Here is a 24,209-nt window from a genome sequence, read left to right on the forward strand (position 1 = left end):
GCGCACCCTGTCCGAGGCGGGCACGGGGTCAACCTAAACCAGGGCGGTTCACCCCGGCAACGCGATACCTGCCCGCGGGCACCCGGAGCACCCCGGCGGGGCCGGCCGGAGCCGGCCCCCACGGTCGTGGCGGTGGCTAGAGCTGGCCGACCGAGGTGATCCGGACGACCGCCGCGCCCGCCTCGTCGGAGGCCGCGAGGTCGATCTCGGCGCTGATCCCCCAGTCATGGTCGTCCTCGGGATCGTCGAGGATCTGCCGGACCGTCCACCGCTCCCGGCCCTGATCGATCATCAGCAGCGCCGGGCCGCGCGCGTCCGGACCCACCCCGATCGAGTCGTACGCCTCGAAGTACGGCTCCAGCGCGTCGGCCCAGGCGTCCGCGTCCCAGCCCGACGCGGCGTCCAGCTCGCCGAGGTCGTACCAGCGGCGCAGGGCGGCCAGCTCGACCCGGCGGAACAGGGCGTTGCGCACCAGCACCCGGAAGGCCCGGGCGTTGCGGGTGACCGCCGGCACGCGGTCGTCCAGCGCCTCGGCGGCCTCGGCGGCGTCGGTGGGGTTGCGCAGCCGCTCCCACTCGTCGATGAGGCTGGAGTCGACCTGCCGGACCAGCTCGCCGAGCCACTCGATGAGGTCGACCAGCTCCTCGGTCTTGGCGTCCTCGGGCACCGTCTGGCGCAGCGTCTTGTACGCGTCGGCGAGGTAGCGCAGGACCAGGCCCTCCGACCGGGTCAGCCCGTAGAACTGCACGTACTCGGTGAAGGTCATCGCCCGCTCGTACATGTCCCGGACGACGGACTTGGGGGAGAGCTGGTGGTCGGCCACCCACGGGTGCCCCTGCCGGTACATCTCGTACGCCGAGTCCAGCAGCTCCGCGAGGGGCTTCGGGTGGGTCACCCCGTCGAGGAGTTCGAGGCGGGCCTCGTACTCGATGCCCTCGGCCTTCATCGCGGCGACCGCCTCGCCGCGCGCCTTGAACTGCTGCGCGGAGAGCACCTGGCGCGGGTCGTCCAGGATCGACTCGACCACCGAGAGCACGTCGAGGGCGTACGCGGGGGACTCGACGTCGAGCAGCTCGATCGTGGCCAGCGCCAGCGGCGAGAGCGGCTGGTTGAGGGCGAAGTCGAGCTGGAGGTCGACGGTGAGGCGGACCCGCCGGCCGGTCTCGTCGGGCTCGTCGAGCTGCTCGACGACCCCGCCCGCGCGCAGCGCCCGGTAGATGGCGATGGCCCGCCGGATGTGCCGGCGCTGGGCGGCGCGGTCCTCGTGGTTGTCGGTGAGCAGGTGCCGCATCGCGGCGAACGCGTCGCCGGGACGGCCGATGACGTTGAGCAGCATCGAGTGGCTGACCTGGAAGCTGGAGGTGAGCGGCTCCGGCTCGGCCTCGACCAGGCGGTCGAAGGTGGGCCTGCCCCAGCCGATCGACCCCTCCGGCGGCTTCTTGCGCACCACCTTGCGCCGCTTCTTCGGGTCGTCGCCGGCCTTGGCGAGCGCCTTCTCGTTGTCGATGACGTGCTCGGGGGCCTGCACGACGACCCGGCCGACGGTGTCGAACCCGGCCCGCCCGGCCCGGCCGGCGATCTGGTGGAACTCGCGGGCCTTGAGCAGCCGGGTACGCACCCCGTCGTACTTGGACAGGCCAGTGAAGAGCACGGTGCGGATCGGCACGTTGATCCCGACGCCGAGGGTGTCGGTGCCGCAGATGACCTTGAGCAGGCCGGCCTGGGCGAGGGTCTCGACGAGCCGGCGGTACTTGGGCAGCATCCCGGCGTGGTGCACGCCGATGCCGTGCCGGACCAGCCGGGACAGGGTCTTGCCGAACCCGGAGGTGAACCGGAAGTTCCCGATCGCGGTGGCGATCATGTCCTTCTCGGCGCGGGTGCAGACGTTGACGCTCATCAGCGCCTGGGCGCGTTCCAGGGCGGCGGCCTGGGTGAAGTGCACGACGTAGACGGGTGCCTGCTTCGTCTCCAGCAGCTCTTCGAGCGTCTCGTGCAGCGGCGTCATCGCGTACGAGAAGATCAGCGGGACCGGCCGCTCGGCCGAGCGGACGACGGCGGTGGGCCGGCCGGTACGCCGGGTCAGGTCGTCGACGAAGCGGGTGGTGTCGCCCAGCGTGGCGGACATCAGGACGAACTGCGCCTGCGGCAGCTCGATCAGCGGCACCTGCCACGCCCAGCCCCGGTCGGGCTCGGCGTAGAAGTGGAACTCGTCCATGACCACCTGGCCGACGTCGGCCCGGTCGCCCTCGCGCAGCGCCAGGTTGGCCAGGATCTCGGCGGTGCAGCAGATGATCGGCGCGTCGGCGTTGACGCTGGCGTCGCCGGTCAGCATGCCCACGTTGTCCGCGCCGAAGACCTCGCAGAGGGCGAAGAACTTCTCCGACACCAGCGCCTTGATCGGGGCGGTGTAGAAGGTCGTCCGGTCGTCGGCGAGGGCCGCGAAGTGCGCCGCGATCGCGACCAGGCTCTTGCCGGAGCCGGTCGGCGTATTCATGATCACGTTGGCGCCGGAGACGATCTCGATGACCGCCTCCTCCTGGTGGGGGTAGAGGTCGAGGCCGCGCTCCTTCGCCCAGCCGGCGAACGCGTCGAAGAGGGTGTCGGGGTCGGCGCTTGTCGGCAGCGCGGCGGTGAGCGTCATAGCCCGTCCATGGTGCCTGGACCATGCCCCCGAACGCCAACCGGCTCCGCGCGCCCGAGGTGCGAGGAAGGGCCCCCTGTACAACGGAATCCGTTAACAGGGGGCCCTTCCTTTCACGGCCGGCGGTGGATCAGGTCGAAGATCGGGCGACCCGCCCGCAGGGCCCGGCGCTCGAACTTGGTGACCGGGCGGTGGGCGGGGCGGGGCGCGAAGCCGTCGTGCGCGTTCGCCAGCCCCGGGTCGGCGTCCAGGGTCTGGCGCATCGCCTCGGCGTACTCGGCCCAGTCGGTCGCGCAGTGCAGGGTGCCGCCGGGCGCCAGCCGGGAGCGCAGCAGCGCCACGTGGCCCGGCTGGATGATCCGCCGCTTGTGGTGCCGGGACTTGGGCCAGGGGTCGGGGAAGAAGACGTGCACCGCGTCCAGCGACGCCTCCGGCAGGCCCGCGACCAGGTCCAGGGCGTCGCCCTGCGCCACCCGTACGTTGCGCAGGCCGTACCGGTCCACCAGGTCCAGCAGGTTGGCGATTCCGGGCGTGTGCACCTCGACCGCCAGATAGTCCCGGTCGGGGTCGGCGGCGGCCATCTCGGCCGTGGTGTCGCCCATCCCGGAACCGATCTCCAGCACCAGCGGGGCCCGTCGGTCGAACAGGCCGGCCAGGTCCACCGGCGTGCCGGGCCGCTCGGGCACGTCCAGGCCGTAGACCGGCCAGAACCGGTCGAGGGCGTCCGTCTGGCGGCTGCTCATCCGACCTCGGCGCGGATGGAAGGTCCGGATCGTCCGGGCGGCGGCGGGCGCGGGGACGGCGGCGGGGGAGTCGGTGGAGGTCACAACGACCCGAGGGTACGCGACGACCGCGCCGAATCGGATGTGATGTTCGCCCGGGGATGAGAGGATCCATCCCGTACGGCAGACCGGGCGTCTGGTATTGCCCGGCACTGCCCCAACGCGCCGGGAGGGGGCGTCGTGTCGGTGCACCGCGGCGGTGTGGCGCTGGCGATCGTGACCGTGGTCGCCGGTCCCCTGCTCGCGGCCTCGCCGGCCCCGGCCGCCCAGCCGGCCACCGCCGTGCCCGGTGTCGCCCAGCCGCCCAACGTCGCCCTGCCGTCGACCGCTCTGCCGCCCGGCGGCGCCCTGTCGTCCACCACCGTCCTCGCCGCCTCGTCGTCCCCGCCGTCCGGCGTCGCGTCCAGGTCCGGCGGCGCTCTGCTGGCCCGGGCCGGCGCGCCCCAGCCGGGGCCGCCGGGGCCGCGCGTCTTCGTCGAGGTCAGCCCGAGCACCGTCGAGCCCGGCTTCCTGGTGGGGATCCGGGCCAGTTGCCAGGACAACTCGGTCCCCGCCACCGTGGTCTCGGACGCCTTCGGCCGGGTGCAGGTGCAGCCGCAGGGCAGCACGCTGACCGCCGCGCCGATGGTGCGGGAGCGCACCCGGCCCGGCAACTACCGGATCAAGCTGGAGTGCCGCGACGGCGAGACCGCCTCGACCATGCTCCAGGTCGTCAAGGCCGTGAAGCCCAGTCGCGGCCCGGCGACCGGGTTCGGCGGAGGCGCCGGTGGCGTCACGGGCGGGCTGCTGCTTCCGGGTGGCCTCGCGCTGATCGTGACCGGCATCGTGCTCGCCGTCCGGTCGGCGCGCCGCCCGCGTACCGCCCGTCGGTGAGCCCGGTCATGGTCCCCACGCCCGCCCCGCAGCCGGCCGCCGCAGCGGCCCGCAGCCCGCGGCCGCCCGGACGCCGTCCCTGGTCGGTGCCGCTGGCCGTGGTGCTGGTGCTGGCCGGGGTCTTCGCCACCGGCGCGGGCCTGGGGCGCACCGCCGGGCCGTTCGACTGGGCAGCCGGCGGGGGACAGGACCGGCCGGCCCGCAGCGAGAACGGTGCGCTGGCGGCCAGCCGGCCGGTGCGCCTGTCGATCCCCGCGATCAAGGTGTCCGCCCCGGTGGCCCCCGTCGGCCAGGCCCGGGACGGTTCCATCGCCGTCCCGCCGCTGGAGCGGGCCGACGAGACCGGCTGGTACGACCGGGGCCCCACCCCGGGCGAGCCGGGCCCGTCGGTCATCGTCGGGCACGTGGACACCAAGCGCGGCCCGTCGGTCTTCTACGACCTGCACAAGCTGCGCCCAGGCGACACCGTCGAGGTGGCCCGGGCGGACGAATCGGTCGTGGTGTTCCGGGTCGACTCCGTGGAGCACTTCCCCAAGGAGCGGCTGCCGGCGGAGCGGGTCTACGGCGACGAGGGCCCCGCGGGCCTGCGCCTGATCACCTGCGGCGGCGACTGGCTCGGCGGCCGGACGGGCTACGCCGACAACATCATCGCCTTCGCCACCCTGCTCTCCTCCCGCCCTGCCTGACCCTCCCGCGTTCCGGCCCCCCGATCCCGTCGATCATGAGGTTGGCGGCATCCACGGAGATCGACTTCGCCGCCAACCTCATGATCAACGCGTTGGGGAGGGGCGGGGAGGGGGAGGGGGAGGGAGGGGGGTCAGGGGCGGGGTGGGACCTGCTGGACGACCTCGAACTCCAGGAGGGTTGCGCCGGAGGCGACCGGGGGACGCTTCTCGCCCGTCCCGGCGTGGGCGGCGCGGGAAGGGCCGGCGGCCCACGCCTGATAGGCCTCCTCGGTCTCCCAGCGGGTGTAGACGAAGTAGCGGTTCTCCCCGGCCACCGGGCGCAGCAGTTCGAAGCCGAGGAAGCCGGGGGAGTTCTCCACGGCCCCGGCCCGGGCGGCGAACCGCTTCTCCAGCTCCTCGCCCGCGCCGGGAGGGACGTCGATCGCGTTGATCTTCACGACTGCCATGGCTCCACCCTAGCGACGAGGTCGGGGCTCAGAACGACTCGACGGCCGGAACCAGGTCGGCGTCGACCACGATCGGCGCGTGGTCGGAGGGCCCCTTGCCCTTGCGCGCCTCCCGGTCCACGTACGCGGAGCGGACCGCCCGGGCGAACGGCGCCGAGGCGTAGACGAGGTCGATCCGCATGCCCTTGTTCTGGTGGAACATGCCGGCCCGGTAGTCCCAGTAGGTGAACGGGTGCGGGCCTTTCATCGGCGTGGGCACCACGTCGGAGAGCCCGAGGTCGCGCAGCGCCGCGAGGGCCGCCCGCTCGGCGGGGGTGACGTGCGTGGAGTGGGTGAACAGCGCCGGGTCCCAGACGTCGGCGTCGGTGGGCGCCACGTTGAAGTCGCCGCAGACCGCCAGCGGCAGGCCGCCGGTCAGCTCCGCCTCGACCGCGTCCCGCAGCGCCGCGAACCAGGCGAGCTTGTACGCGTAGTGCGGGTCGTCCGGGGCCCGGCCGTTCGGCACGTACACCGACCAGACCCGGACCCCGTCGCAGGTCGCCGAGATGGCCCGGGCCTCGGGATCGGGGAAGCCCGGCTCGCCGGGGAACCCCACCGTGACGTCGGCCAGGCCGACCCGGGACAGGACCGCCACCCCGTTCCACCGGCCGTCGCTGTGGCTGGCCACCGTGTAGCCCAGCTCGCCCACCTCGGCCACCGGGAAGGCGCCGTCCGGGCACTTCGTCTCCTGGAGGCAGACGACGTCGGGCCCGGTGCCCGCCAACCAGTCCAGCAGCCGGGGCAGGCGGGCCTTCACCGAGTTCACGTTCCAGGTCGCCAGGCGCATGTGACCAGCCTGCCCCATCCCCGCGCGTGTCGCCGGTTCAGCTGCCCGGGGTGTCGCCCGGGCGGGTCTGCTCGGCCAGGAACCGCTCCAGTTCGGCGCCCAGCTCGTCGGCGGTGGGCAGCGGCCCGGCCTCGGCGGCCAGCAGGTTCCGCTCGCCCCGGCCGCGCGCGAACGCGTCGTACTGCTCCTCGAGGGCCTGGACCAGCTGGGCGGCGTCGTCGGTCTGGGCGACCTGCCGGTCGATCTCCACCCGGACCACCTCGGCCGCCGAGCGCAGCCCGTCGCGGGGCAGCAGCAGCCCGGTGCTGCGGGACACGGAGGCGAGCAGCACCTCGGCGGCGGCCGGGTACTCCGTCTGCGCCACGTAGTGCGGCACGTGGGCGGCGAAGCCGAGGGCGTCACGGCCCAGCTCGCCGAGGCGGTACTCCAGCAGGTGCCCGACGCTGCCCGGCACCTGCACCCGCTGCAACCACGGCTCGTAGCCGGCGATCAGCTCGCGGCGGGTGGCGTGTGCGGTCACCCCGGCGGGCCGGGTGTGCGGCACGGCCATCGGGATCGAGTTGAGCCCGACGGTGAGCCGGACGTCCAGCCGTGCGGAGATGCCGGCCACCGCGGCCACGAAGCGCTCCCACTGCAGGTCCGGCTCCGGGCCGGTGAGCAGCAGGAAGGGGGTCTCGTCGTCGTCGCGGAGCAGGTGCAGCTCCAGCTCCGGGGCGTCGTACGCCTCCCAGTGGTCCTCGACGAAGGTCATCACCGGGCGGCGCGAGCGGTAGTCGAAGAGCTGGTCGACGTCGAACCGGGCGATCGGGCGGGCGTCCAGGGAGGTGAGCAGCTGCTCCCTGGCCAGTCGGGTGGCGCTGCCGGCGTCGACGAAGCCGGTGAGGGTCTGGATCAGGACCGGCTGACCTAGGTCGGGCAGATCGTCGGTGAGCTCGTAGAGCTCGTGTGGGTCGAGCACCGGTGCGGACCTCCCTGGTCGTGCGTACGGGTCGCCGCGCGAGGGCACCCGGTTCGGGGAACGTACCCGCCATCCTCGTGCATTCCTCGCCGCGCCCCGCCGCGGGTCGTCACCTGTCCGGTAATCGGGCGTATGCCCGCAAGCCCACCGGCGGACGAGGAACGCTGACCGTCAGGACGACCAGGCTATCGGTCGAACGGGCGAGTTTGGGGATCATGGGCCGGGCGGCGGGGGTTTGTCCGTGTTCCGGGCGCGCAGGGGCGGGCCGGGGTGACCCGGAGGTCTGACCGGTCCGCGAGGTCCGTCCCCCGGGCTGCCCGGGGCGGCAGGGGCGTCCACCCGGCCCAGCCCATATCGTGAGGAAAGCCACGAGATCACCCGGGGTGATCGCCGTGTGGGCCTGCCTAGCCTCGGCTGATGCGTGACGACCGCACCCTCGACGACCAGATCGCCCCCGGTGACCCGGTTGGCCGTTCGAACGATACCCCCTCGTACGTTCGGTCAACCGCCCTCCGCGCCGCCGGGGCGTACGCCCACCTGCTGAATCGCGGGCCCGCCCGGGCCCGGATCGCCCTCGCCACCGGCGTGCTGTGCTGCCTCGGCCTGACCGCCGTCGCGCAGGGCGCGGGGGACGACTCCGCCGACCCGGCCCCCGCCGCCGCCCCCTCCGCGCTCGCCGAGCGCGCCGGGCCGGACCCGGCCTCCCGCAAGGTGGAACGCGTCGCCACCTCCGCCAGCCCGACCCGCGCCGCCGACCCGGACACCACCACCCCGGCACCGGAGAAGACCACCCGCAAGCCGGTCGACCCCGCCCCGGTCGTCGGGCTCGACGACGCCCAGATGGAGAACGCCGAGGAGATCGTGCGGACCGGGCGCGAGATGGGGATGCCCCGGCGCGCGCTGGTGATCGCGGTCGCCACCGCGATGCAGGAGAGCAACCTCTACAACGTCGCCAGCGGGGTGCTCCCGGAGTCCCGCGAGTACCCGCACCAGGGCATCGGGTGGGACCACGACTCGGTCGGGCTGTTCCAGCAGCGCTCCAGCAGCGGCTGGGGCGAGGTCGGTGAGCTGATGGACCCGGAGTTCGCCACCCGACAGTTCCTCTCGGCGCTGGCGCGGGTGCCGGGCTGGCAGCAGATGCGGCTCACCGACGCCGCCCAGGCGGTGCAGATCTCCGCCTACCCGGAGCACTACGCCAAGCACGAGTGGCGCGCCACCAAGGTCGTCGCGGCGTGCCTGGAGGCCGGGCAGTAGGCTTTCACCAACCACAGTGGACGGTTGCGGTTCGCGCATCCGGGGTACATGTGTTGTCGCTCCGAGGTACACATGGAACAGGCACCACCGACTGGAGGACGACATGTCACTGATGCAGCGGATCAGCACCTTCCTGCGTTCGCCCAAGGGTCAGCAGATGGTCGACCGTGGCCGTCGCGAGCTGGCCAAGCCCGCCACCCAGCAGAAGCTCCGGGGTCTCGCGGCCAAGCTCCAGAACCGCCGCTGACCCGTCACCGCCGACCTCTCCGACCCCCGGGAGACCCTGTGACCGATCCCGCGCCCGCCGACGACCAGCACGTCGCCGGAGGACCTCAGCCGCCGGCCGTGGTTCCGGTACCGACGCAGGAGGCCACCGAGGCGCCGCCGCTGAAGCTCTGGGACCGGATGCGGGAGGACCCGCAGTACGCTCCGGAGCACCTCGCCCTGGAGGCCGTACGCCGGCTGGGGCCGGAGGCGGCGCAGTGGGCCGCGCGGGCCCGGGCCGAGCAGCCCGGCGTCCCCGCCGAGGCCCTGGCGGAGCAGGCGGTACGCAAGTTCGTCAACCACGCCCGGCTCTCCGGGGCGGTCTCGGGCGCCGCCGGGCTGCCCGGCGCCGTGATCGACGTGGGGATCCTGGCCTGGACGCAGGCCCGGATGGTGCTGCACGTCGCCGCCGCGTACGGGGCCGACCCGCTGCACGGCGACCGGGCGACCGACCTGCTGGTGCTGCAGAAGGTGCACAAGGTCGCCGAGAGCGCCCGGCTCGCGCTCGGGGTGGCCGCCGGCCGGGAGCGCGCCGGGGCACTCTTCGGCAGCGGGGGGCAGAACCCGCTCGGCAAGGTCATGCTGCGCCTCGGCGTGCGACTGGCCCAGATGGCCGGGGTGCGCGCGGCGAAGCGGGTCTTCGCCAAGGTGGTGCCCGGCGCGGCGATCGTGCTCGGCACCTGGGCCAACTCGTCGGCCACCAAGGACCTCGCCGTGCGCTCCCACGCCCTCTACCGCCAGTACGGCGGACCGACCGTCCCCGAGCCCCGCCGGCCCTGACGCCGGCCGTCACCCGCCGCCCGTCCGCCCGCCCCTGTGGGCGCGCGGTCGGCCGGCAGGGTCAGGAGCCGAGGCCCGAGGCGCGCCACGCCACGTCGGCCAGCCGGTCCTGCCCGGCGGCGTTGGGGTGGAACCAGTCCAGCGGGTTGACCAGCTCCAGGTCGAACCGCACCCGGTGCACCGCCCCGCCGTCGTGCCGGCAGCGCGAGCCGTACGCCTTGCACGCGGCGGCGAGCTGGGCGTTGTAGTCGGCGATCCGCTCCCGCACGGCCGCCCGGCGGGCCCGGTCGAGCGGGTCCGTCGAGGTGGGGTTCGCCAGCAGCGCCGGGCAGACGCCCCGCTTCCAGGCCCGTACCGCCCGCGCGTCGGTGTGCCCGACCTCCCAGAGCCGGTGCAGGTTGGGCACGCTCACCACCAGCACCCGGGCCTTCGGCCGCCCCTGCCGCAGCACCCGCAGGCCGCGGTCCACCTCGGCGCGGAACTGCTTCACCGGGGTCATCGCCTCGATGCCGCCCCGGCACACGTCGTTGGCGCCGATCAGCACGGTGACGTGGTCGACGCGGTCGCGTACCGCCCGCTGGGCCTGCCCCTCCAGCGACGCCGCGCGGGCCCCGGGGCTGGCGTGGTTGTAGGCCCTGCCCCGGATCGCCGGGTTCCGGTCGAGCAGCCGCCGGTAGAGGCTGTCGACGCGCAGCCCGTCGCCGGTGGACCAGGAGTTGCGCTCGCACGAGACGAGCACCAGGCAGGAGCCGAAGCCGGTGCTGATCGAGTCGCCGAGGGCCGCGATGCCGCCGGGCGAGCCGGGCGACGGCGTCTCCCGTGGCGGTCGGGAGCCGGGTTCCCCGCCGCCCTCGCAGGCGAGCGCGACCAGCGCCAGCAGACAGGCGGCCACGGTGACCCAGCGTCGAGGCATACCATCCCCAGTCCCGCAGCGGAGAGCGACAGCGCGGTAACTCTAAGCGCGGCCCCGGTGGGTCAACCCGCCGCTGTCGACAATGCGGCAGAGGGCTGTTCCGGCGCGGCTTCGCATGCTAGCGGATCGATACGTCGGGCGGGGTCAGCGGGCCAGGCGGGGGTCGGCGCGCCAGGGCGCGGGCTGGCCGTGCAGCCACCAGTGCAGGGTCCGGGTGATCCGGGGCAGCACCAGGTATGTCATCAGCGGGGTCAGCGTGAGGGTCATCATCAGCACCCGGGCGGCCAGCGGCACGTCCGGGAGGAAACGGCTGGTGAGCAGCGTCGCGGTCAGGCTGAGCGGGAAGAACGCCAGCCAGATCGTCACCGCCTGCTTCCAGCGCGGTGGGGAGGGCGGCGGGACCGTCGGCTCGGCGCTGACCGGGACGGTCTGCGCCACGTGCTCCGGCGGCGGGTCGAACCAGCCCTCGACGCCGGTACGCCGCTCGACCCGCGTGTGCTCGACGATGCCCTGCGCCGAGGAGAGCCACCAGTGCCGCTGCGGGGAGTCCTCCCAGCGGCGCAGCGTGTCGTGGTCGGCGAAGCGGTAGATGATGTGCCACTCCCCGGAGCCGGGCGCGCTGCGTACCCAGCCGGACCCGAGGAACCCCGGGAACGCCTCGGCCAGCGCCGTGCCGGCCCGCATCCAGGCCACCATCTCGCTGGTCCGGGCGGGGTCGGTGCGCCGGGCGACGGCGACGGTCACCGGCAGCGCGTGGGTCATCGTCATACCGGCCATCCTCTCCGTTCGGAGCCGGTTCGACAGGCTCACGGGCCACCGGTGTAACGCACCCCACCAGGAGGGTGACGCGGCCCACCGGCAGGGCTGGCGGCGGTGCACCGGCGGGGGCCGAGGCGGGCGACCTGCGGGGTCGACCGGCAGCGTGCCGGTCGACCGGTCCACGCGGCGGAGAACTGTCGGAGGTCGGTGGTCGACTGGGCCCATGAGTGCAGACGACATCCTCGTGCTCGGCGCCACCGGCTCGACCGGCCGGCGGGTGGCGCGCCGGCTGTCGGACGCCGGCCTGCCGGTCCGGGCCGCGTCGCGCCGGGGCGCCGTCCGTTTCGACTGGGCCCTGCCGGCGACCTGGGAGCCGGCCGTGGCCGGCGCCTCCCGCCTCTACCTGATGGTCCCGCACGACGTGCCGGTCGACCCGGCGTTCGTCCGACTCGCCGTGCAGGGTGGCGTGCGACGCGTCGTCCTGCTGTCCAGCCGGGCGATCGAGGCGATGGGTGACGAGCGGCTGCTGGCCGCCGAGGCGCTGGTGCGCGACTGCGGCGTCGAGTGGACGATCCTCCGGCCGGACTGGTTCGACCAGAACTTCGACGAGGGCGTCTTCCGCGACGCCGTGCTCGCCGGCACCGTGGCCGTGCCGGTGGGGGACGCCCGCCAGGGCTTCGTCGACGCCGACGACATCGCGGCGGTGGCCGTGGCGGCGCTCACCGGAGAGGGCCACCACGGCCGGGTCCACGAGATCACCGGGCCCCGCGCCCTGTCCTTCGGCGAGGCGGTCGACATCGTCGCCCGGGCCGCCGGGCGTCCGGTCCGCCACCTCGGCGCCGCCGGGGACTACCGGGCCGCGATGACCCCGCTGGGCCTCCCGCCTGCGCAGATCGAGGCGGAGATCCGCGCCTTCGCCGCCCTGCGGGAGCTCGGCGACGCCGAACCGACCGACACCGTCCGGCAGGTCACGGGGCGGGCGCCGAAGGACTTCACGGCGTACGCCGCCGACGCGGCGGCCCGGGGCGCCTGGCGCACCGACGAGGACGCCCGGGGGAGCCGACCGGCCGGGGCGGGTTAAGCGGGCCGATCGGGGGTAGGTCGGTGAGATGACGAGATCGCAGCCCCGGCGCGCCCGTGGCACGGTCGGCCACGCCTACAGCGCGCTCAACATGCGGCTCCTGCTCGCCGGGTTCGGTCTGGTGACCATGACCGTCTTCGCGGTGCTGGCGTTCAACGCCGACCTGGTGTGGCTCGGGGTGCTCTGCGTGGTCTTCGCGGTGGTCGCCGTGGTCGACCTGATCATCATCCAGCGGCGCCGCGCCGCCCGCCGCCGGGAGGAACCGGGAACCCGCCACTCACTCTTCGAGTGACAGGAGTACGAGATGCCCATCGCGACCACCAATCCCGCCACGGGACAGACGCTCAAGACCTACGACCCGATGTCGCCGGAGCAGATCGACGCCGCGATCGAGCGGGCCGACCTGGCGTACCGCCAGCTGCGCGGCACCACCGTCGACCAGCGCGGGCGCTGGCTGAACGCGGCGGCCGACCTGCTGGAGGCCGAGCGCGACGAGATCGCCCGGCTGATGACCACCGAGATGGGCAAGACGTACGCCTCGGCCCAGGCGGAGGTCACCAAGTGCGCCGCCGCCTGCCGCTTCTACGCGGCGAAGGCGGCCGAGTTCCTCGCCGACGAGCCCGCCGACGCGGGAGCGGTCAAGGCCACCCGGGCCTTCGTCCGCTACCAGCCGATCGGGCCGGTGCTCGCGGTGATGCCGTGGAACTTCCCGCTGTGGCAGGTGATGCGGTTCGCCGCGCCCGCCCTGATGGCCGGCAACACCGGCCTGCTCAAACACGCCTCCAACGTGCCGCAGACCGCGCTGCTGCTGGAGGACCTGTTCCGCCGCGCCGGCTTCCCCGAGGGGGCGTTCACCACCCTGCTCGTCGGCTCGGCCGAGGTCGACCGGGTGCTCAGCGACCCGCGGGTGCGCGCGGCGACGCTGACGGGCAGCGAGGGCGCCGGCCGCTCGATCGCCCAGATCGCCGGCCGGGAGCTGAAGAAGACAGTGCTGGAGCTCGGCGGCAGCGACCCGTTCGTGGTGATGCCCTCGGCCGACCTGGACCGGGCCGCCGAGGTCGCCACCACCGCCCGCTGCCAGAACAACGGCCAGTCCTGCATCGCCGCGAAGCGGTTCATCGTGCACGCCGACGTGTTCGACGCCTTCGCCGAGAAGTTCGCCGCGAACATGTCGGCCCTGCGGGTCGGCGACCCGATGGACGCCGGCACCGACGTCGGCCCGCTGGCCAGCGAGGGCGGGCGAGACGAGATCCACGCCCAGGTACGCGACGCCGTCGACAAGGGCGCCACCGTGCTCTGCGGCGGCGAGCCGCCCGCCGGCCCCGGCTGGTTCTACCCGCCGACGGTGGTCACCGACCTGCGGCCGGAGATGCGGATGTGGTCCGAGGAGGTCTTCGGGCCAGTCGCGGGCCTCTACCGGGTGTCGTCGTACGACGAGGCGATCGAGGTGGCGAACGGCACCTCCTTCGGCCTGGGATCCAACGCCTGGACCCGGGACCCGGAGGAGCAGGAGCGCTTCGCCACCGACCTGGACGCCGGGAACGTCTTCGTCAACGGGATGACCACGTCGTACCCGGAACTGCCCTTCGGCGGGGTGAAGAACTCCGGCTACGGCCGCGAGCTCTCCGCGCTCGGCATGCGGGAGTTCTGCAACACCAAGACCGTCTGGGTGGGCGAGGGGGCCGCCTCGGCCGGCGCCGGGGCGCACGCGGAGTAGTCCCGCCCGGCTCCGTCGGCGTAGCCGGACGCCGTCGTGGGTACGGAGTGACGCCATGACGGTGTTCGGCTTCCACGCGTCCCACGAGCAAATCCCTCCCCGCGCCCTGCTGGAGGCGGTGATCCACGCCGAGCGGGCCGGCTTCGACGCCGCCATGTCCTCGGACCACTTCGCGCCCTGGAGCGAGCGGCAGGGCGAGTCCGGCTTCGCCTGGTCCTGGCTCGGCGCTGCGCTCCAGGCCACCAACCTGCCGTTCGGGGTGGTCAATGCCCCCGGGCAGCGCTACCACCCGGCGATCATCGCCCAGGCGATCGGCACCCTGGGCGCGATGTACCCGGGCCGGTTCTGGGCCGCCCTCGGCACCGGCGAGGCGAGCAACGAGCACATCACCGGCGACGCCTGGCCGCGCAAGGACGTCCGCACCGCCCGGCTGCGTGAGTGCGTGGACGTGATCCGCGCGCTGCTGGCCGGCGAGGAGGTCAGCCACGACGGCCTGGTCCGGGTGGACCGGGCGAAGCTGTGGACCCGGCCGGAGGAACCGCCGGCGCTGATCGGGGCGGCGGTCAGCCTGGCCACCGCCCGCTGGTGCGCCGAGTGGGCGGACGGGTTGATCACCGTGAACGCCCCGACCGCGCACCTGCGGCAGATGATCGACGCGTACCGGGACGCCGGCGGGCGCGGGCCGCTGCACCTCCAGGTGCACGTGAGCTGGGCGCCGGAGCAGGCCGAGGCCGAGCGGCTGGCGTACGACCAGTGGCGCAGCAACGTCTTCGCCCCGCCGGTCTGCTGGGACCTGGAGACCCCGGAGCACTTCGACGTGGTCTCGCGGGACGTGCCGATGGAGAAGGTCCACGACGTCGTGAACGTCTCCGCCGACCTCGGCCGGCACGTCGGCTGGCTGGAGGAGTACCTGGAGCTGGGCTTCGACCAGATCGCCCTGCACCACGTCGGGCAGGAGCAGCGGAACTTCATCGACGCGTTCGGCGCCGAGGTGCTGCCGAAGCTGCGCAGCGCCGGCTGAGCGGTCCCGTCCCGGGCCTGCGCGGTGCCGGCTGAGCGGTCCCGTCCCGCGCTGCTGTCGGGACGTGCCGTTTCGACGGGCGAGCGGCTCAGGGCAGGCGGCGGGCGAGGACCTGCCCGGGCCACGGGTCGCGGCCCGGGCGCTCGACCGTGAACGGGTCGGTGGCGGTGAAGCCCTGCCGCTCGTACCAGCGGACCAGCGCGCCGTCGTCGCCCGCGTAGCAGTCCACCCGCAGCAGGCCGAGCCCGCGCTCCCGGGCCAGCTCCGCGGCGTGCGCCAGGAGCCGGCCGCCGATACCGGACCCGGCGTGCGCGCGGTCGGTGACCAGCAGGTTCACGTACAGCTCGGGTTCGGTGGCGGGTGGCACGTACTCGGTCGCCGTCCCGACCACCAGGGCGCCGACCGGCCGGTCGGCGAGCGTCGCCAGCCACAGCCCGCCGCCGCTCGCCCAGGCCTCGGCCTGCGCGATCCGCCGCGGGTCGGTCGAGGCCGCTTCGGTGCCCCACTGACCGGTGCGGCCCCGCTCCGCCAGCCAGGCGGTGGCGCCGTCGAGCAGCCGCAGCACGGCGGGCGCGTCGTCGGGGCCGCCGGGACGCAGACTGGGGCTTCGCTGGTCGGTCATGACGGACATGCTCCTACACCCGCCCCTGCCCCGGCCGCCCTACCGCGTCGATCATGCAGTTGTGGTGCCTCGCGAAAGGTGCGATCCAGGGCATGCCGCCCACCGCAACTGCATGATCGACCACGCTGGGGGCGGGAGGGCGTGAGGGTGGTCAGGGCGTGAGGGTGGTCAGGGGTTCCGTGGCCAGGCAGGAGGTCAGGCAGCGTTCCTTGGCGTCGCTGGTCATCCTGGCGGTCCAGTCCGTGAAGCCGCCGTCGCCCAGTGCGACCTCGTCGGCGCCGTCGCCGGCGGTGATCCGTAGCGCCGCGTCGACGTAGTAGCCCCGGCCGCGTCGGCGCTCCGGCTCGTCCACAAGCGGTACGCCCGACGGGCCCAGCGCCGGCCGGACGGTGTCGGCGATCCGTTCCCCGACGACGGGGCTGTCGAGCACGGTCAGGTGGATCCGGGCCGCCGCCGACGGCGGCAGCAGGGTGGCGAGCACCGCGCGCCAGTACGCCAGGTGCAGGGTGAGCAGCCGTGCCTCGGTGCGCCCCGAGCCGGTGTCGCGGGCGCTGGAGACCAGCGTGAAGAGCCGGAAGTGCGCCGACCGGGTCGGCCCGAAGTCCTGCGCCCGCAGCACGCGGTGGCAGGCGGCCAGGTGCACGGTGCCGCCGGGCGGCTGTTCGCGGCGGCGTACCGCGGCCTCGATCGCGAGCGCGTTGGTGGGGTCGCTGAGCACCTCGGTGGCGCGGAAGGTGGTGACGATGCGGTTCTGGCTCATCGGCGTGACGACCGAGCAGGTGCCGAGCGGCGCGACGGGGGAGAGGTCGACACCGGCGAACTCCGCCGGGAGCAGTTCCCACAGGCGGGCCTCGACGGCGGCCAGGGCGCGGGGGTCGGCCGCCGCCGGCCGGGTGAAGCGGTCCGTGCGCCAGCGGCGGACCAGGTCCGCGGGGCGTACCGCCGCCGCCCGGTCCCGGGCCACCGCCAGCAGCAGCGTGCGCAGGTCCGCCGGGCTCAGGCCGGCCAGGGCGCTCCGGGTGCCGTCCGGCAGTCGCGACCAGACCCGCCGCTGCGCGTCGTCCATGCCGGCCACCCTGTCGTACGCCCCGGGAGGCCGTCCACCGAGAATCGACGGCCGGACCCGGTGGTGGCCTCCCCCGGGGAACCGGGGGAGGCCGTTACGCGGGCGGCGCGCTCGTCACCTGGGACGATTCTCAGCCGGTGCGGCCGAGGCGACGGACCGCCGGGGCGCACCGGAGCACGGGTCGGTCAGGAGAGCGTGCAGGCCGCGCCGTTGACGGTGATCAGGCCGGGTGCCGGGTTGGCGCCGCCGCCGGTCACCGCGTTGAAGCCGAAGGTGACGGTGCCGCCCGGGGCGATCCTGGCGTTGTACGACTCGTTCTTCGCGGTGACCGTGGCCCCCGCCTGGGTCGCCTTGGCCAGCCACGCCTCGCGTACCTTCTGGTCGCCGGTGAAGGCGAAGCGGGCCGCCCAGCCGTCGATCGCGCTGGTGCCGGTGTTGCGGATGGTCACCTGGGCGGTGAACCCGGTGCCGCCCTCCCAGGTGCCGTAGTTGGTGTACGTGGCGGCGCAGGTGGGCGCCGGCACCGCCTTCGAGTCACCCTGGTCGGCCAGGAACGAGGCGATCCAGGCCAGCGCCGAGTTCCAGTTGATCGCCACCTCGTTGGTCGCGTACGAGTTGATGTCGTCGACGTAGCAGAACATCGGCTTGCAGCCGGCGAGCAGCTTGGCGGCGAACGGGTCCTGGAGGGCGGCGTTCGGGCCGCCGGCCAGCGAGCCGGCGGGCGGCTTCGGCAGGTCGGGGTCGAGCTGGTGGCCGAAGATCCGGCTGTGCTGGTTCTCGGCCGCGTGCTCGCCCCACCCGGTCACGTACGAGATGTTCAGGGCGTTGCGGCCGAGGACGTAGTCCATCGCCTGCACCGCGCCGTCGCGGTACTTCGCGTCGCGGGTCAGGTCGAAGGCGGTGGCCAGCACGACCGCGTTGTTGATGATGTTGCTGTTGCCGCCCCAGAAGTAGCTGTCCGGGTCGCCGGGCATCGGCAGCCCGTACGCCTGCCGGCCCGCCTCGGCGAGGTGGGCGTCGGCGGCGGCGGTGACGGAGGCGCGGACGCGGGCCAGGTCGGCGGCCGGCAGCCCGTTCGGCACGGTGGCCAGGTCCAGCCGGCCCAGGGCGGCGACGCCCTGCCAGCCGAAGCCGCGCGGGTCGAACACGTTGCCGGTGTGGTGCGGCGACGCGGTCAGATCCGCCAGGTACGGCTGCTCCCCGGTGGTCAGGAAGAGCTCGGCGGCGGCCCAGTAGAACTCGTCGGTGACGTTCGTGTCGTCGTACGCGCCGCCGCCGGTGCTGTCGGCGGGGCTGGCGTACCGCGTCGGGTTGGCCTTGGCGGCGGCGTAGGCCGTCTTCGCCGCCGTGCCGCAGCGCTTGGCGAAGGTCGCGTCGTAGGGGGCGAAGAGCCGCGCGCACTGGGCGGCGACGGCGGCCAGGTTGAGGGTGGCGGCGGTCGACGGCGGGTGCAGCTCGCGCTGCTCGGGGTCGTCGTGCGGGGCGAGCGGCAGCCCGGTCCAGTTCCGGTCGTGGATCTTGTGGTGGGCCATCCCGGCGAGCGGCTTGCCAGCCGGCACCTGCATGCGCAGCAGGAACTCCAGCTCCCAGCGGGCCTCGTCAAGCACGTCCGGCACGCCGTTGCCGCGCTCGGGCACCCGCAGGGTGCTGTCGCCGAGGGCCGCACCGTGCCCGGCGGTGGCGGCCGTGCGCGTCCGCTCGAAGGTGTTCAGTAGCTGGTAGGTGGCGATGCCGCCGTTGACCACGTACTTGCCGTGGTCGCCGGCGTCGTACCAGCCGCCGCGCACGTCCAGGGAGTAGTCGCAGACGCCCGGCTGGCAGGGCACGTTGGTGTCGCCCTTGTTGGGCGCCACGTCGAGGTGCCCGGCCGGGCGGGCGTACTCCGCGCCGATCAGGTCGCCGTCGATGGTGATGCCGCTGCGCTGGGCGTAGAAGAACTGGAGGGAGTCGGCGCGCAGCCGGTCGTAGAGGGTGCCCGAGATGTCGAAGGGGTGGCTGGTCTCGCCGTCGACGGTCAGGGTCAGCCCCGCCCCCGGGGTCCGGTACGACGAGAAGTCGAGCGTCTGCACGTTCTGCCCGGAGGCGGCGTCCACGCCGCGCGGGGTGGTGCTGCCGCTGGCCAGGACCGCGCCGGCGGCCGACTTCAGCTGCCAGGGCAGGGCCTCGGTCGCCGTCGTCACCACGGTGGCGTTCTTCGGCCCGCCGGGCAGGTAGCCGACCTGGTTGACCCGCACCCGTGGCCCGGTGTCGGGCACGTACGGCGCGGGCGGGTCGCCGCCGCGCAGCGAGACGTCGTCCAGGCAGACGGTCTGCTCGGCCGCGGCACCGCCGACCTGGAAGATCAGTTGGGCGGCCGGGTTCGCCTCGGGCACCGTGAACGTCTTCTCGAAGCGCTGGGCGGTGCCGCTGGCGGTGGCGTCGACGCTGGCGTACGTGGTGTAGGGGGCGGTGCCCAGTTGCAGGACGGCCTTGACGGCGGCGCCGGGGGTGGCGGAGACGTCGAAGCCGAGCGTGTACTCGGCCCCGGCGACCAGCGGCACGCCGTCCTGGCCGATGCCGGCGTCCCACGGGTTGGCCAGCCCGCCGGGCACGGTGGCGCAGAGCCGGCCGTCGGTGACCGCGAGCGGGCCGGTGCCGTAGGAGAACCAGGGGGACACACCGGCGCTGAAGTCGCCGTTGTCGATCTGCTCGGGGGCGTCGGGGGGCGGTTCGGCGTGGGCCGTGCCGGCGGTGGCTCCGGTCAGGGCGAGGGCGGTCGCGGTCGCGAGCAGCGCGAGGCGACGTCGGGATGGCGTCACGGGTGTTCCTTCCGGACGACTGCGGGGACGGGGGATGGCGATGGCGATCTGGGAGCGCTCCCAGGTCCTGTCGATGGTTCCAGTGCCCCCGGCACCCTGTCAATCGACCCGGCTGGATGGCGTGGACCCGCCCGACGGGCCCCCGGGACAGTGAGATTCGCCGCGCGACGCGCCGAGGTCCTGATCTCCTAGAGACAACTGAGCCCTCCGCCTGGCAGGCTGCCACCCATGACCCTGAAGCTGCGTTCCGTGGGAACGAGCGACCGTGGGCTGATCCGCAGCGGAAACCAGGACGCCCTGCACGCCGGCACCTGGCTCGTCGCCGTCGCCGACGGCATGGGCGGGATGGCGGCCGGCGACCTGGCCAGCGCGATCGCCATCGACGCGGTCGCTCCGCTGGACGTGGAGACCCCGGAGCACGCGCTGGTGGCCGCACTGCAGAGCGGCATCCAGCTCGCCACCGAGCGGATCCACCAGGCGGTCGCCGAGGATCCGGAGCGGCAGGGCATGGGCACCACGCTGACCGCCCTGCTCTTCGCCCGGACGGGCAGCTGCCTGGCCCTCGCCCACGTCGGCGACTCCCGCGCCTACCTGTTCCGCGAAGGCGTCCTCAAACAGATCACCCGCGACGACACGTTCGTGCAGATGCTCGTCGACCAGGGGGTGATCACCGCCGACCAGGCCAGCAGCCACCCCCGCCGGGCCGTGGTCACCCAGGCGTTGCAGGGCGAGGAGGTCTCCCCGGCGTACGCGACGATGGTGCCGTGGGCCGGGGACCGCTGGCTGCTGTGCAGCGACGGGCTGTCCAACGTCGTCCGCCCGGACACCCTCGCCGAGGTGCTCGCCGAGCACCCCGACCGCGCGGACTGCGCCCGCCGGCTGATCGACCTGGCGCTGCGCGCCGGCGGGCCGGACAACGTCACGGTGGTCGTCGCCGACGTCGTGCAGGAGTAGGCCCGCTCAGCGCCGGCGCGGGGTGGCGTGCCGGGTGGGCGGGGCCGTGGTCGGGTCCTCCGGCCACGGGTGGCGTGGGTAGCGCCCGCGCAGCTCCCCGCGTACCTGCGGATAGCCGGTGCGCCAGAAGGAGGCCAGGTCGGCGGTGACCGCCACCGGCCGCCCGGCCGGCGAGAGCAGGTGCAGCAGCACCGGCACCCGGCCGTCGGCGATGCGCGGCGCGTCCCGCCAGCCGAAGGTCTCCTGGAGCTTCACCGCGAGCACCGGCGCCGCCGGGTCGGCGTAGTCGAGCCGGATCCGCGACCCGCTCGGCACCGCGATCCGCTCCGGCGCGACCTCGTCCAGCCGCGCCGCCAGCGCCCACGGCAGCAGCCGGCGCAGCGCCCCGGCCACGTCGAGGCGGGCCAGGTCCGCGCGGCGGCGGGCGCGGGCCAGCTCCGGGCCCAGCCAGGCGGGCGCGTCGGCGAGCAGCGCCTCGTCGCCCACGTCGGGCCAGTCGCCGCCGAGCGACTGCCGGCAGAACGCCAGCCGCTCGCGCAGCGCCCGCGCCGCCGGGGTCCAGGTCAGCAGGCCGAGGCTGGTACGACGCAGGCCGGTCAGCAGGGCTTGCGTCACCTCCGCCGGGTCGGGCCGGGCGAGCGGCCGCTCGACCAGCTCGATCGCGCCCAGCCGCAGCACCTCCCGGGCCACCACGTCCTCGCCGGCCCAGCCGACCTCCCGCTCGGTGCGCAGCAGCGGCCCGCCCGCCTCCCGGGCGGTCGTCTCGTCGAGCGGGGTGGCCAGCCGCACCCGGGCGGTCGGCGCGCCGGGGGAGCGGTCCGCCACCGCGACCGCCAGCCAGTCGGCGCCGGCCAGCCCCGACCCGGGCGCCAGCTCCGCCGCGGTCCCGCCGCTCATCAGGTACGCCGAGCCGCCCGGCCGCCGCACCCGGGCCAGCCGCTCCGGGTGGGCCAGCCCGACCAGCAGCCCGGCGGCCAGGTCGTCGGTCAACCGGCCCGCGTCGCCGGCCCGCGCGGGGTCGCCGGCCGACCTCGCCCGGCCGGTGCCTCCCGCCGCCGCGTCGGAACCGAGGGGCGGGCGGCCCCGGTCAGGCCGTCCCGACCGCGCGTCGGGCAGGGCGGCGCGCAGTCGGCGTACCTCCGAACGCCAGCGGGCCGTGGCACCCGGGTCCGCGCCCGCGCGCAGCCGGCGCCACGCGGCGGTCAGGTCGTCGCCCGGCCCGGCGGCGGTGTCCTCGGCGAGCAGCGCCACGATCTCCGCCGCCCGGTCCGCCCCCACCCGGGCGGCCCCGTCGAGCAGCGCCCGGGCCAGCCGGGGGTGCGCCCCGACCGCGGCGATCGCCCGGCCCCGGTCGGTGATCCGCCCGTCGGCGTCGAGCGCGCCGAGGGTGGCGAGGGTGTCGCGGGCCACCGTCATCGACGCCGCCGGGGGCGGGTCGGGCAGGGCCAGCCCGGCGCCGTCCGGCGAACCCCAGGCGGCCAGCTCCAGGGCGAAGCCGGTCAGGTCGGCGGTCGCGATCTCCGGCTCCGGCTGCGCGGCCAGCCGCTCGTGGGTCGCCGCCGACCAGCAGCGGTAGACGTGCCCGGGCGCCTCCCGGCCCGCGCGGCCGGCCCGCTGGGTGGCCGCCGCCCGGGACACGCCGACGGTGACCAGGGCGCCCAGGCCCCGGGCCAGGTCCATCCGGGCGACCCGGGACAGCCCGGCGTCCACCACCACCCGGACGCCCGGCACGGTCAGGCTGCTCTCCGCCACCGCCGTCGCCAGCACCACCCGCCGCCGGCCGGCCGGTCGCAGCGCCGCGTCCTGGTCGGCGCCGCGCTGCCGGCCGTGCAGCGGCAGGACGGCGACCGCGTCGCGCAGGTCGGCCAGCCGGCCCGCGACGGCACCGATCTCGCCGGCCCCGGGCAGGAAGACCAGCACGTCACCGTCGCACTCGCGCAGCGCACGGCGCACCGTCGCCGCGACGTGGTCGAGCAGGCCCCGGTCGACCGGGCCGGCCCCCGGCGCGGCCACCGGCCGGGGTGGCGGCGCCCAGATCCGGGTCACCGGGTGCAGGGCCGAGGACGCCCGGACGATCGGCGCGGGAGCGCCGCCGCCGCCGAGCAGCGCGGCGAAGCGGTCCGCCTCTGGGGTGGCCGACATCGCCAGCAGCCAGAGGTCGGGGCGCAGCGCGGCCCGGGCCTCCACCGCGAACGCGAGCGCCAGGTCGGCGTCGAGCTGCCGCTCGTGGCACTCGTCGAGCAGCACGGCGCCGGTGCCGGCCAGCTCGGGATCGCGGTGCAGCCGCCGCACCAGCAGCCCGGTGGTGACCACCTCGACGCGGGTGCGCGGTCCGCTGCGGCGCTCGCCGCGCACGGCGTACCCGATCCGCTCGCCGAGCGGCTCGCCGAGCAGCGCGGCCATCCGGCGCGCCGCCGCGCGGGCCGCCACCCGGCGCGGCTGGGCGACCAGCACGCGACCGGGGACCTCGTCGGCCACGGCCAGCGGGGCGAGGGTCGTCTTGCCGGTGCCGGGCGGGGCGACCAGCACCCCGGCGCCGGCGCCGCGCAGCGCCGCGACCAGCTCCGGCAGCACCGGGCGTACGGGCAGGTCGAGGGGCACGTCCGAGAGCACGGCCCAGTCTCGCACCGCCCGGGAAGCGGCTCAGCCGGGGCGTACCCCGTCGACGCCGGTGACGAAGGCGCGCCAGGCCGACGCCGGGAAGGCCAGCACGGGGCCGGGCCGGTCCTTGCTGTCCCGGACGGCGATCCGGTCACCGGCGGCGGCGACCTCCACGCAGTTGCCGTTGCCCACGCTGCGGCTGCTGGTGCGCCACTGGGCGCGGGTCAGGTCGAGCGCGCTCATCGCGGTACCCCCGTCTGTTGCCGGCGCGCCGCGTCAACGGTCACGCAAAGTGACGAGAAGCTTCCGTCAGGCGGGTCAGGGACGCCTCCGGACCGAGTGCCATCCGGCACATCTCCTCGTGCACAAGGCTATACCCGCGCACCTGCCCGGCCTCCTCCAGAGCCAGCCCCATCGTGAGGTTTTCCAGGTAAACCACGGCCGCGTCGGCGGTGTCGGCAAACGTCAGCACGACGTACGGCGCGTTCATCGCCGGGTGCCCACCGGCGGAGAACGGAAGTACCTGGAGGGTCACGTTCGGTAGTTGAGAGACCTTCGCGAGGTGGGCCATCTGGTCGGCCATCACGGCGTTGCCGCCGACCGGGCGGCAGAGCACCGCCTCGTTGAGCACCACCGACAACTCGACCGGATTGTCGCGGTGCAGCACGTTCTGCCGATGCAGCCGCGCGGCGACCTTGCGCTCGATCCCGTCCTCGCCCGCGGTGCGCCGGAAGACCTCCCGCGCGTACGCCTCGGTCTGCAGCAGCCCGGGCACCGCCTCGACCTCGTACGTGCGCAGGCTCGCCGCCTCCGCCTCCAGCCCGACGTAGAACTCGAACCACTCCGGCAGGACGTCGCTGTACTTCTGCCACCAGCCGCGCTGCTGCGCCCCGCGGGCGATCTCGATGAGCGCCTCGGCATCGGCCCCGGTCACCTCGTACAGCGCCAGCGCGGCCCGGACGTCGCGCGGCTTGATGCCGATCTGGGCGTTCTCGATGCGGGACAGGTTGCTCTTGGACATGTCCAGTTGCCGGGCGGCGACGTCCAGGGTCATGCCAGCGCGCTCGCGCAACTGGCGGAGTTCCCGGGCGATACGGCGGCGGCGGACGGTGGGGCTCGCGGTCACCCTCCGAGTCTGTCACGGCAAGATCCGCAGGTGGGGCCAGC

At 74.7% G+C, this 24,209-nt stretch carries 23 protein-coding genes; 10 read left to right on the plus strand and 13 right to left on the minus strand.

The window, feature by feature from the left end:
* Positions 1-136: 136 nt before the first annotated feature.
* Both AC0OO9_RS24590 and trmB read right to left on the minus strand, forming a co-directional pair.
* Entirely contained in the window at positions 137-2,641 is a 2,505-nt protein-coding gene (locus AC0OO9_RS24590; RefSeq protein ID WP_484512695.1) for a DEAD/DEAH box helicase, read from the minus strand.
* Between the two features lie 113 nt (positions 2,642-2,754).
* Complete coding sequence (gene trmB / locus AC0OO9_RS24595) at positions 2,755-3,384, minus strand: tRNA (guanosine(46)-N7)-methyltransferase TrmB (RefSeq protein ID WP_484518033.1); 630 nt, start codon at positions 3,382-3,384, stop codon at positions 2,755-2,757.
* Between the two features lie 225 nt (positions 3,385-3,609).
* Here trmB and AC0OO9_RS24600 point away from each other — a divergent pair, with 225 nt between their 5' ends.
* A complete protein-coding gene (locus AC0OO9_RS24600; protein WP_484518034.1) occupies positions 3,610-4,296 on the plus strand; it encodes a hypothetical protein in 687 nt (228 codons plus the stop codon).
* An 8-nt stretch (positions 4,297-4,304) separates the two neighbouring features.
* On the plus strand, positions 4,305-4,982 hold the full coding sequence (locus AC0OO9_RS24605; protein WP_484518035.1) for a class F sortase: 678 nt from the start codon (positions 4,305-4,307) through the stop codon (positions 4,980-4,982).
* Positions 4,983-5,113: 131 nt separating this feature from the next.
* Here AC0OO9_RS24605 and AC0OO9_RS24610 read toward each other — a convergent pair whose 3' ends face one another.
* The 3 genes from AC0OO9_RS24610 to AC0OO9_RS24620 are packed head-to-tail and all read right to left on the minus strand — an operon-like array spanning position 5,114 to position 7,212.
* Positions 5,114-5,428 carry an antibiotic biosynthesis monooxygenase family protein gene (locus tag AC0OO9_RS24610; protein WP_327027597.1) on the minus strand — a complete coding sequence of 105 codons (315 nt, stop codon included), beginning with the start codon at positions 5,426-5,428 and terminating at the stop codon, positions 5,114-5,116.
* A gap of 28 nt (positions 5,429-5,456) precedes the next feature.
* On the minus strand, positions 5,457-6,254 hold the full coding sequence (locus tag AC0OO9_RS24615) for an exodeoxyribonuclease III (protein ID WP_484512697.1): 798 nt from the start codon (positions 6,252-6,254) through the stop codon (positions 5,457-5,459).
* A 37-nt stretch (positions 6,255-6,291) separates the two neighbouring features.
* Positions 6,292-7,212, minus strand: coding sequence for a proteasome assembly chaperone family protein (locus tag AC0OO9_RS24620; protein ID WP_132235896.1), 921 nt, complete (start codon positions 7,210-7,212; stop codon positions 6,292-6,294).
* Between the two features lie 417 nt (positions 7,213-7,629).
* Here AC0OO9_RS24620 and AC0OO9_RS24625 point away from each other — a divergent pair, with 417 nt between their 5' ends.
* The 3 genes from AC0OO9_RS24625 to AC0OO9_RS24635 all read left to right on the plus strand — a co-directional run bounded on the left by AC0OO9_RS24625 (position 7,630) and on the right by AC0OO9_RS24635 (position 9,510).
* Entirely contained in the window at positions 7,630-8,466 is an 837-nt protein-coding gene (locus AC0OO9_RS24625; RefSeq protein WP_484512698.1) for a peptidase M23, read from the plus strand.
* Positions 8,467-8,569: 103 nt separating this feature from the next.
* A complete protein-coding gene (locus AC0OO9_RS24630; protein ID WP_357579935.1) occupies positions 8,570-8,713 on the plus strand; it encodes a hypothetical protein in 144 nt (47 codons plus the stop codon).
* Positions 8,714-8,751: 38 nt separating this feature from the next.
* On the plus strand, positions 8,752-9,510 hold the full coding sequence (locus tag AC0OO9_RS24635) for an EcsC family protein (RefSeq protein WP_484512700.1): 759 nt from the start codon (positions 8,752-8,754) through the stop codon (positions 9,508-9,510).
* A gap of 61 nt (positions 9,511-9,571) precedes the next feature.
* Here AC0OO9_RS24635 and AC0OO9_RS24640 read toward each other — a convergent pair whose 3' ends face one another.
* Both AC0OO9_RS24640 and AC0OO9_RS24645 read right to left on the minus strand, forming a co-directional pair.
* The gene (locus AC0OO9_RS24640) at positions 9,572-10,423 is read right to left on the minus strand and encodes a GDSL-type esterase/lipase family protein (protein WP_484512702.1); all 852 of its coding nucleotides are present in this window, start codon (positions 10,421-10,423) and stop codon (positions 9,572-9,574) included.
* 144 nt (positions 10,424-10,567) lie between these two features.
* A complete protein-coding gene (locus AC0OO9_RS24645; RefSeq protein WP_484512703.1) occupies positions 10,568-11,191 on the minus strand; it encodes an antibiotic biosynthesis monooxygenase in 624 nt (207 codons plus the stop codon).
* 214 nt (positions 11,192-11,405) lie between these two features.
* Here AC0OO9_RS24645 and AC0OO9_RS24650 point away from each other — a divergent pair, with 214 nt between their 5' ends.
* From AC0OO9_RS24650 to AC0OO9_RS24665, 4 genes are read left to right on the plus strand one after another with little or no spacing between them, the layout of a single operon-like run.
* Entirely contained in the window at positions 11,406-12,263 is an 858-nt protein-coding gene (locus AC0OO9_RS24650) for an NAD(P)H-binding protein (RefSeq protein WP_484512705.1), read from the plus strand.
* A gap of 28 nt (positions 12,264-12,291) precedes the next feature.
* The gene (locus tag AC0OO9_RS24655) at positions 12,292-12,555 is read left to right on the plus strand and encodes a DUF6343 family protein (protein ID WP_421458140.1); all 264 of its coding nucleotides are present in this window, start codon (positions 12,292-12,294) and stop codon (positions 12,553-12,555) included.
* A 12-nt stretch (positions 12,556-12,567) separates the two neighbouring features.
* Positions 12,568-13,980 carry an NADP-dependent succinic semialdehyde dehydrogenase gene (locus tag AC0OO9_RS24660; RefSeq protein WP_484512707.1) on the plus strand — a complete coding sequence of 471 codons (1,413 nt, stop codon included), beginning with the start codon at positions 12,568-12,570 and terminating at the stop codon, positions 13,978-13,980.
* A 55-nt stretch (positions 13,981-14,035) separates the two neighbouring features.
* A complete protein-coding gene (locus AC0OO9_RS24665; RefSeq protein WP_484512709.1) occupies positions 14,036-15,001 on the plus strand; it encodes a TIGR03885 family FMN-dependent LLM class oxidoreductase in 966 nt (321 codons plus the stop codon).
* An 88-nt stretch (positions 15,002-15,089) separates the two neighbouring features.
* Here the strand turns inward: AC0OO9_RS24665 and AC0OO9_RS24670 are convergent, their stop codons facing one another.
* From AC0OO9_RS24670 to AC0OO9_RS24680, 3 genes are all read right to left on the minus strand, one after another.
* Positions 15,090-15,623 (minus strand): GNAT family N-acetyltransferase, encoded by a 534-nt coding sequence (locus tag AC0OO9_RS24670; protein WP_484512710.1) that lies wholly within the window; start codon positions 15,621-15,623, stop codon positions 15,090-15,092.
* Positions 15,624-15,774: 151 nt separating this feature from the next.
* A complete protein-coding gene (locus AC0OO9_RS24675; protein WP_484512712.1) occupies positions 15,775-16,689 on the minus strand; it encodes a hypothetical protein in 915 nt (304 codons plus the stop codon).
* A gap of 185 nt (positions 16,690-16,874) precedes the next feature.
* Positions 16,875-19,487: a glycoside hydrolase family 9 protein gene (locus AC0OO9_RS24680; protein WP_484512714.1), complete on the minus strand. Its 2,613-nt coding sequence runs from the start codon at positions 19,485-19,487 to the stop codon at positions 16,875-16,877.
* 228 nt (positions 19,488-19,715) lie between these two features.
* Here AC0OO9_RS24680 and AC0OO9_RS24685 point away from each other — a divergent pair, with 228 nt between their 5' ends.
* Positions 19,716-20,441 (plus strand): PP2C family protein-serine/threonine phosphatase, encoded by a 726-nt coding sequence (locus AC0OO9_RS24685; RefSeq protein WP_132235916.1) that lies wholly within the window; start codon positions 19,716-19,718, stop codon positions 20,439-20,441.
* 6 nt (positions 20,442-20,447) lie between these two features.
* Here the strand turns inward: AC0OO9_RS24685 and hrpB are convergent, their stop codons facing one another.
* Genes hrpB through AC0OO9_RS24700 form a run of 3 tightly spaced genes read right to left on the minus strand, consistent with a single transcriptional unit; the run spans position 20,448 to position 24,168 of the window.
* Entirely contained in the window at positions 20,448-23,054 is a 2,607-nt protein-coding gene (gene hrpB, locus AC0OO9_RS24690; protein ID WP_484512716.1) for an ATP-dependent helicase HrpB, read from the minus strand.
* Positions 23,055-23,084: 30 nt separating this feature from the next.
* Positions 23,085-23,285 carry a DUF397 domain-containing protein gene (locus tag AC0OO9_RS24695; RefSeq protein WP_132235920.1) on the minus strand — a complete coding sequence of 67 codons (201 nt, stop codon included), beginning with the start codon at positions 23,283-23,285 and terminating at the stop codon, positions 23,085-23,087.
* 40 nt (positions 23,286-23,325) lie between these two features.
* Positions 23,326-24,168 carry a helix-turn-helix domain-containing protein gene (locus AC0OO9_RS24700; RefSeq protein ID WP_151456261.1) on the minus strand — a complete coding sequence of 281 codons (843 nt, stop codon included), beginning with the start codon at positions 24,166-24,168 and terminating at the stop codon, positions 23,326-23,328.
* Between the last annotated feature and the right edge of the window lie 41 nt (positions 24,169-24,209).

It is taken from the genome of Micromonospora sp. USAFONa4 (genome assembly GCF_057197825.1).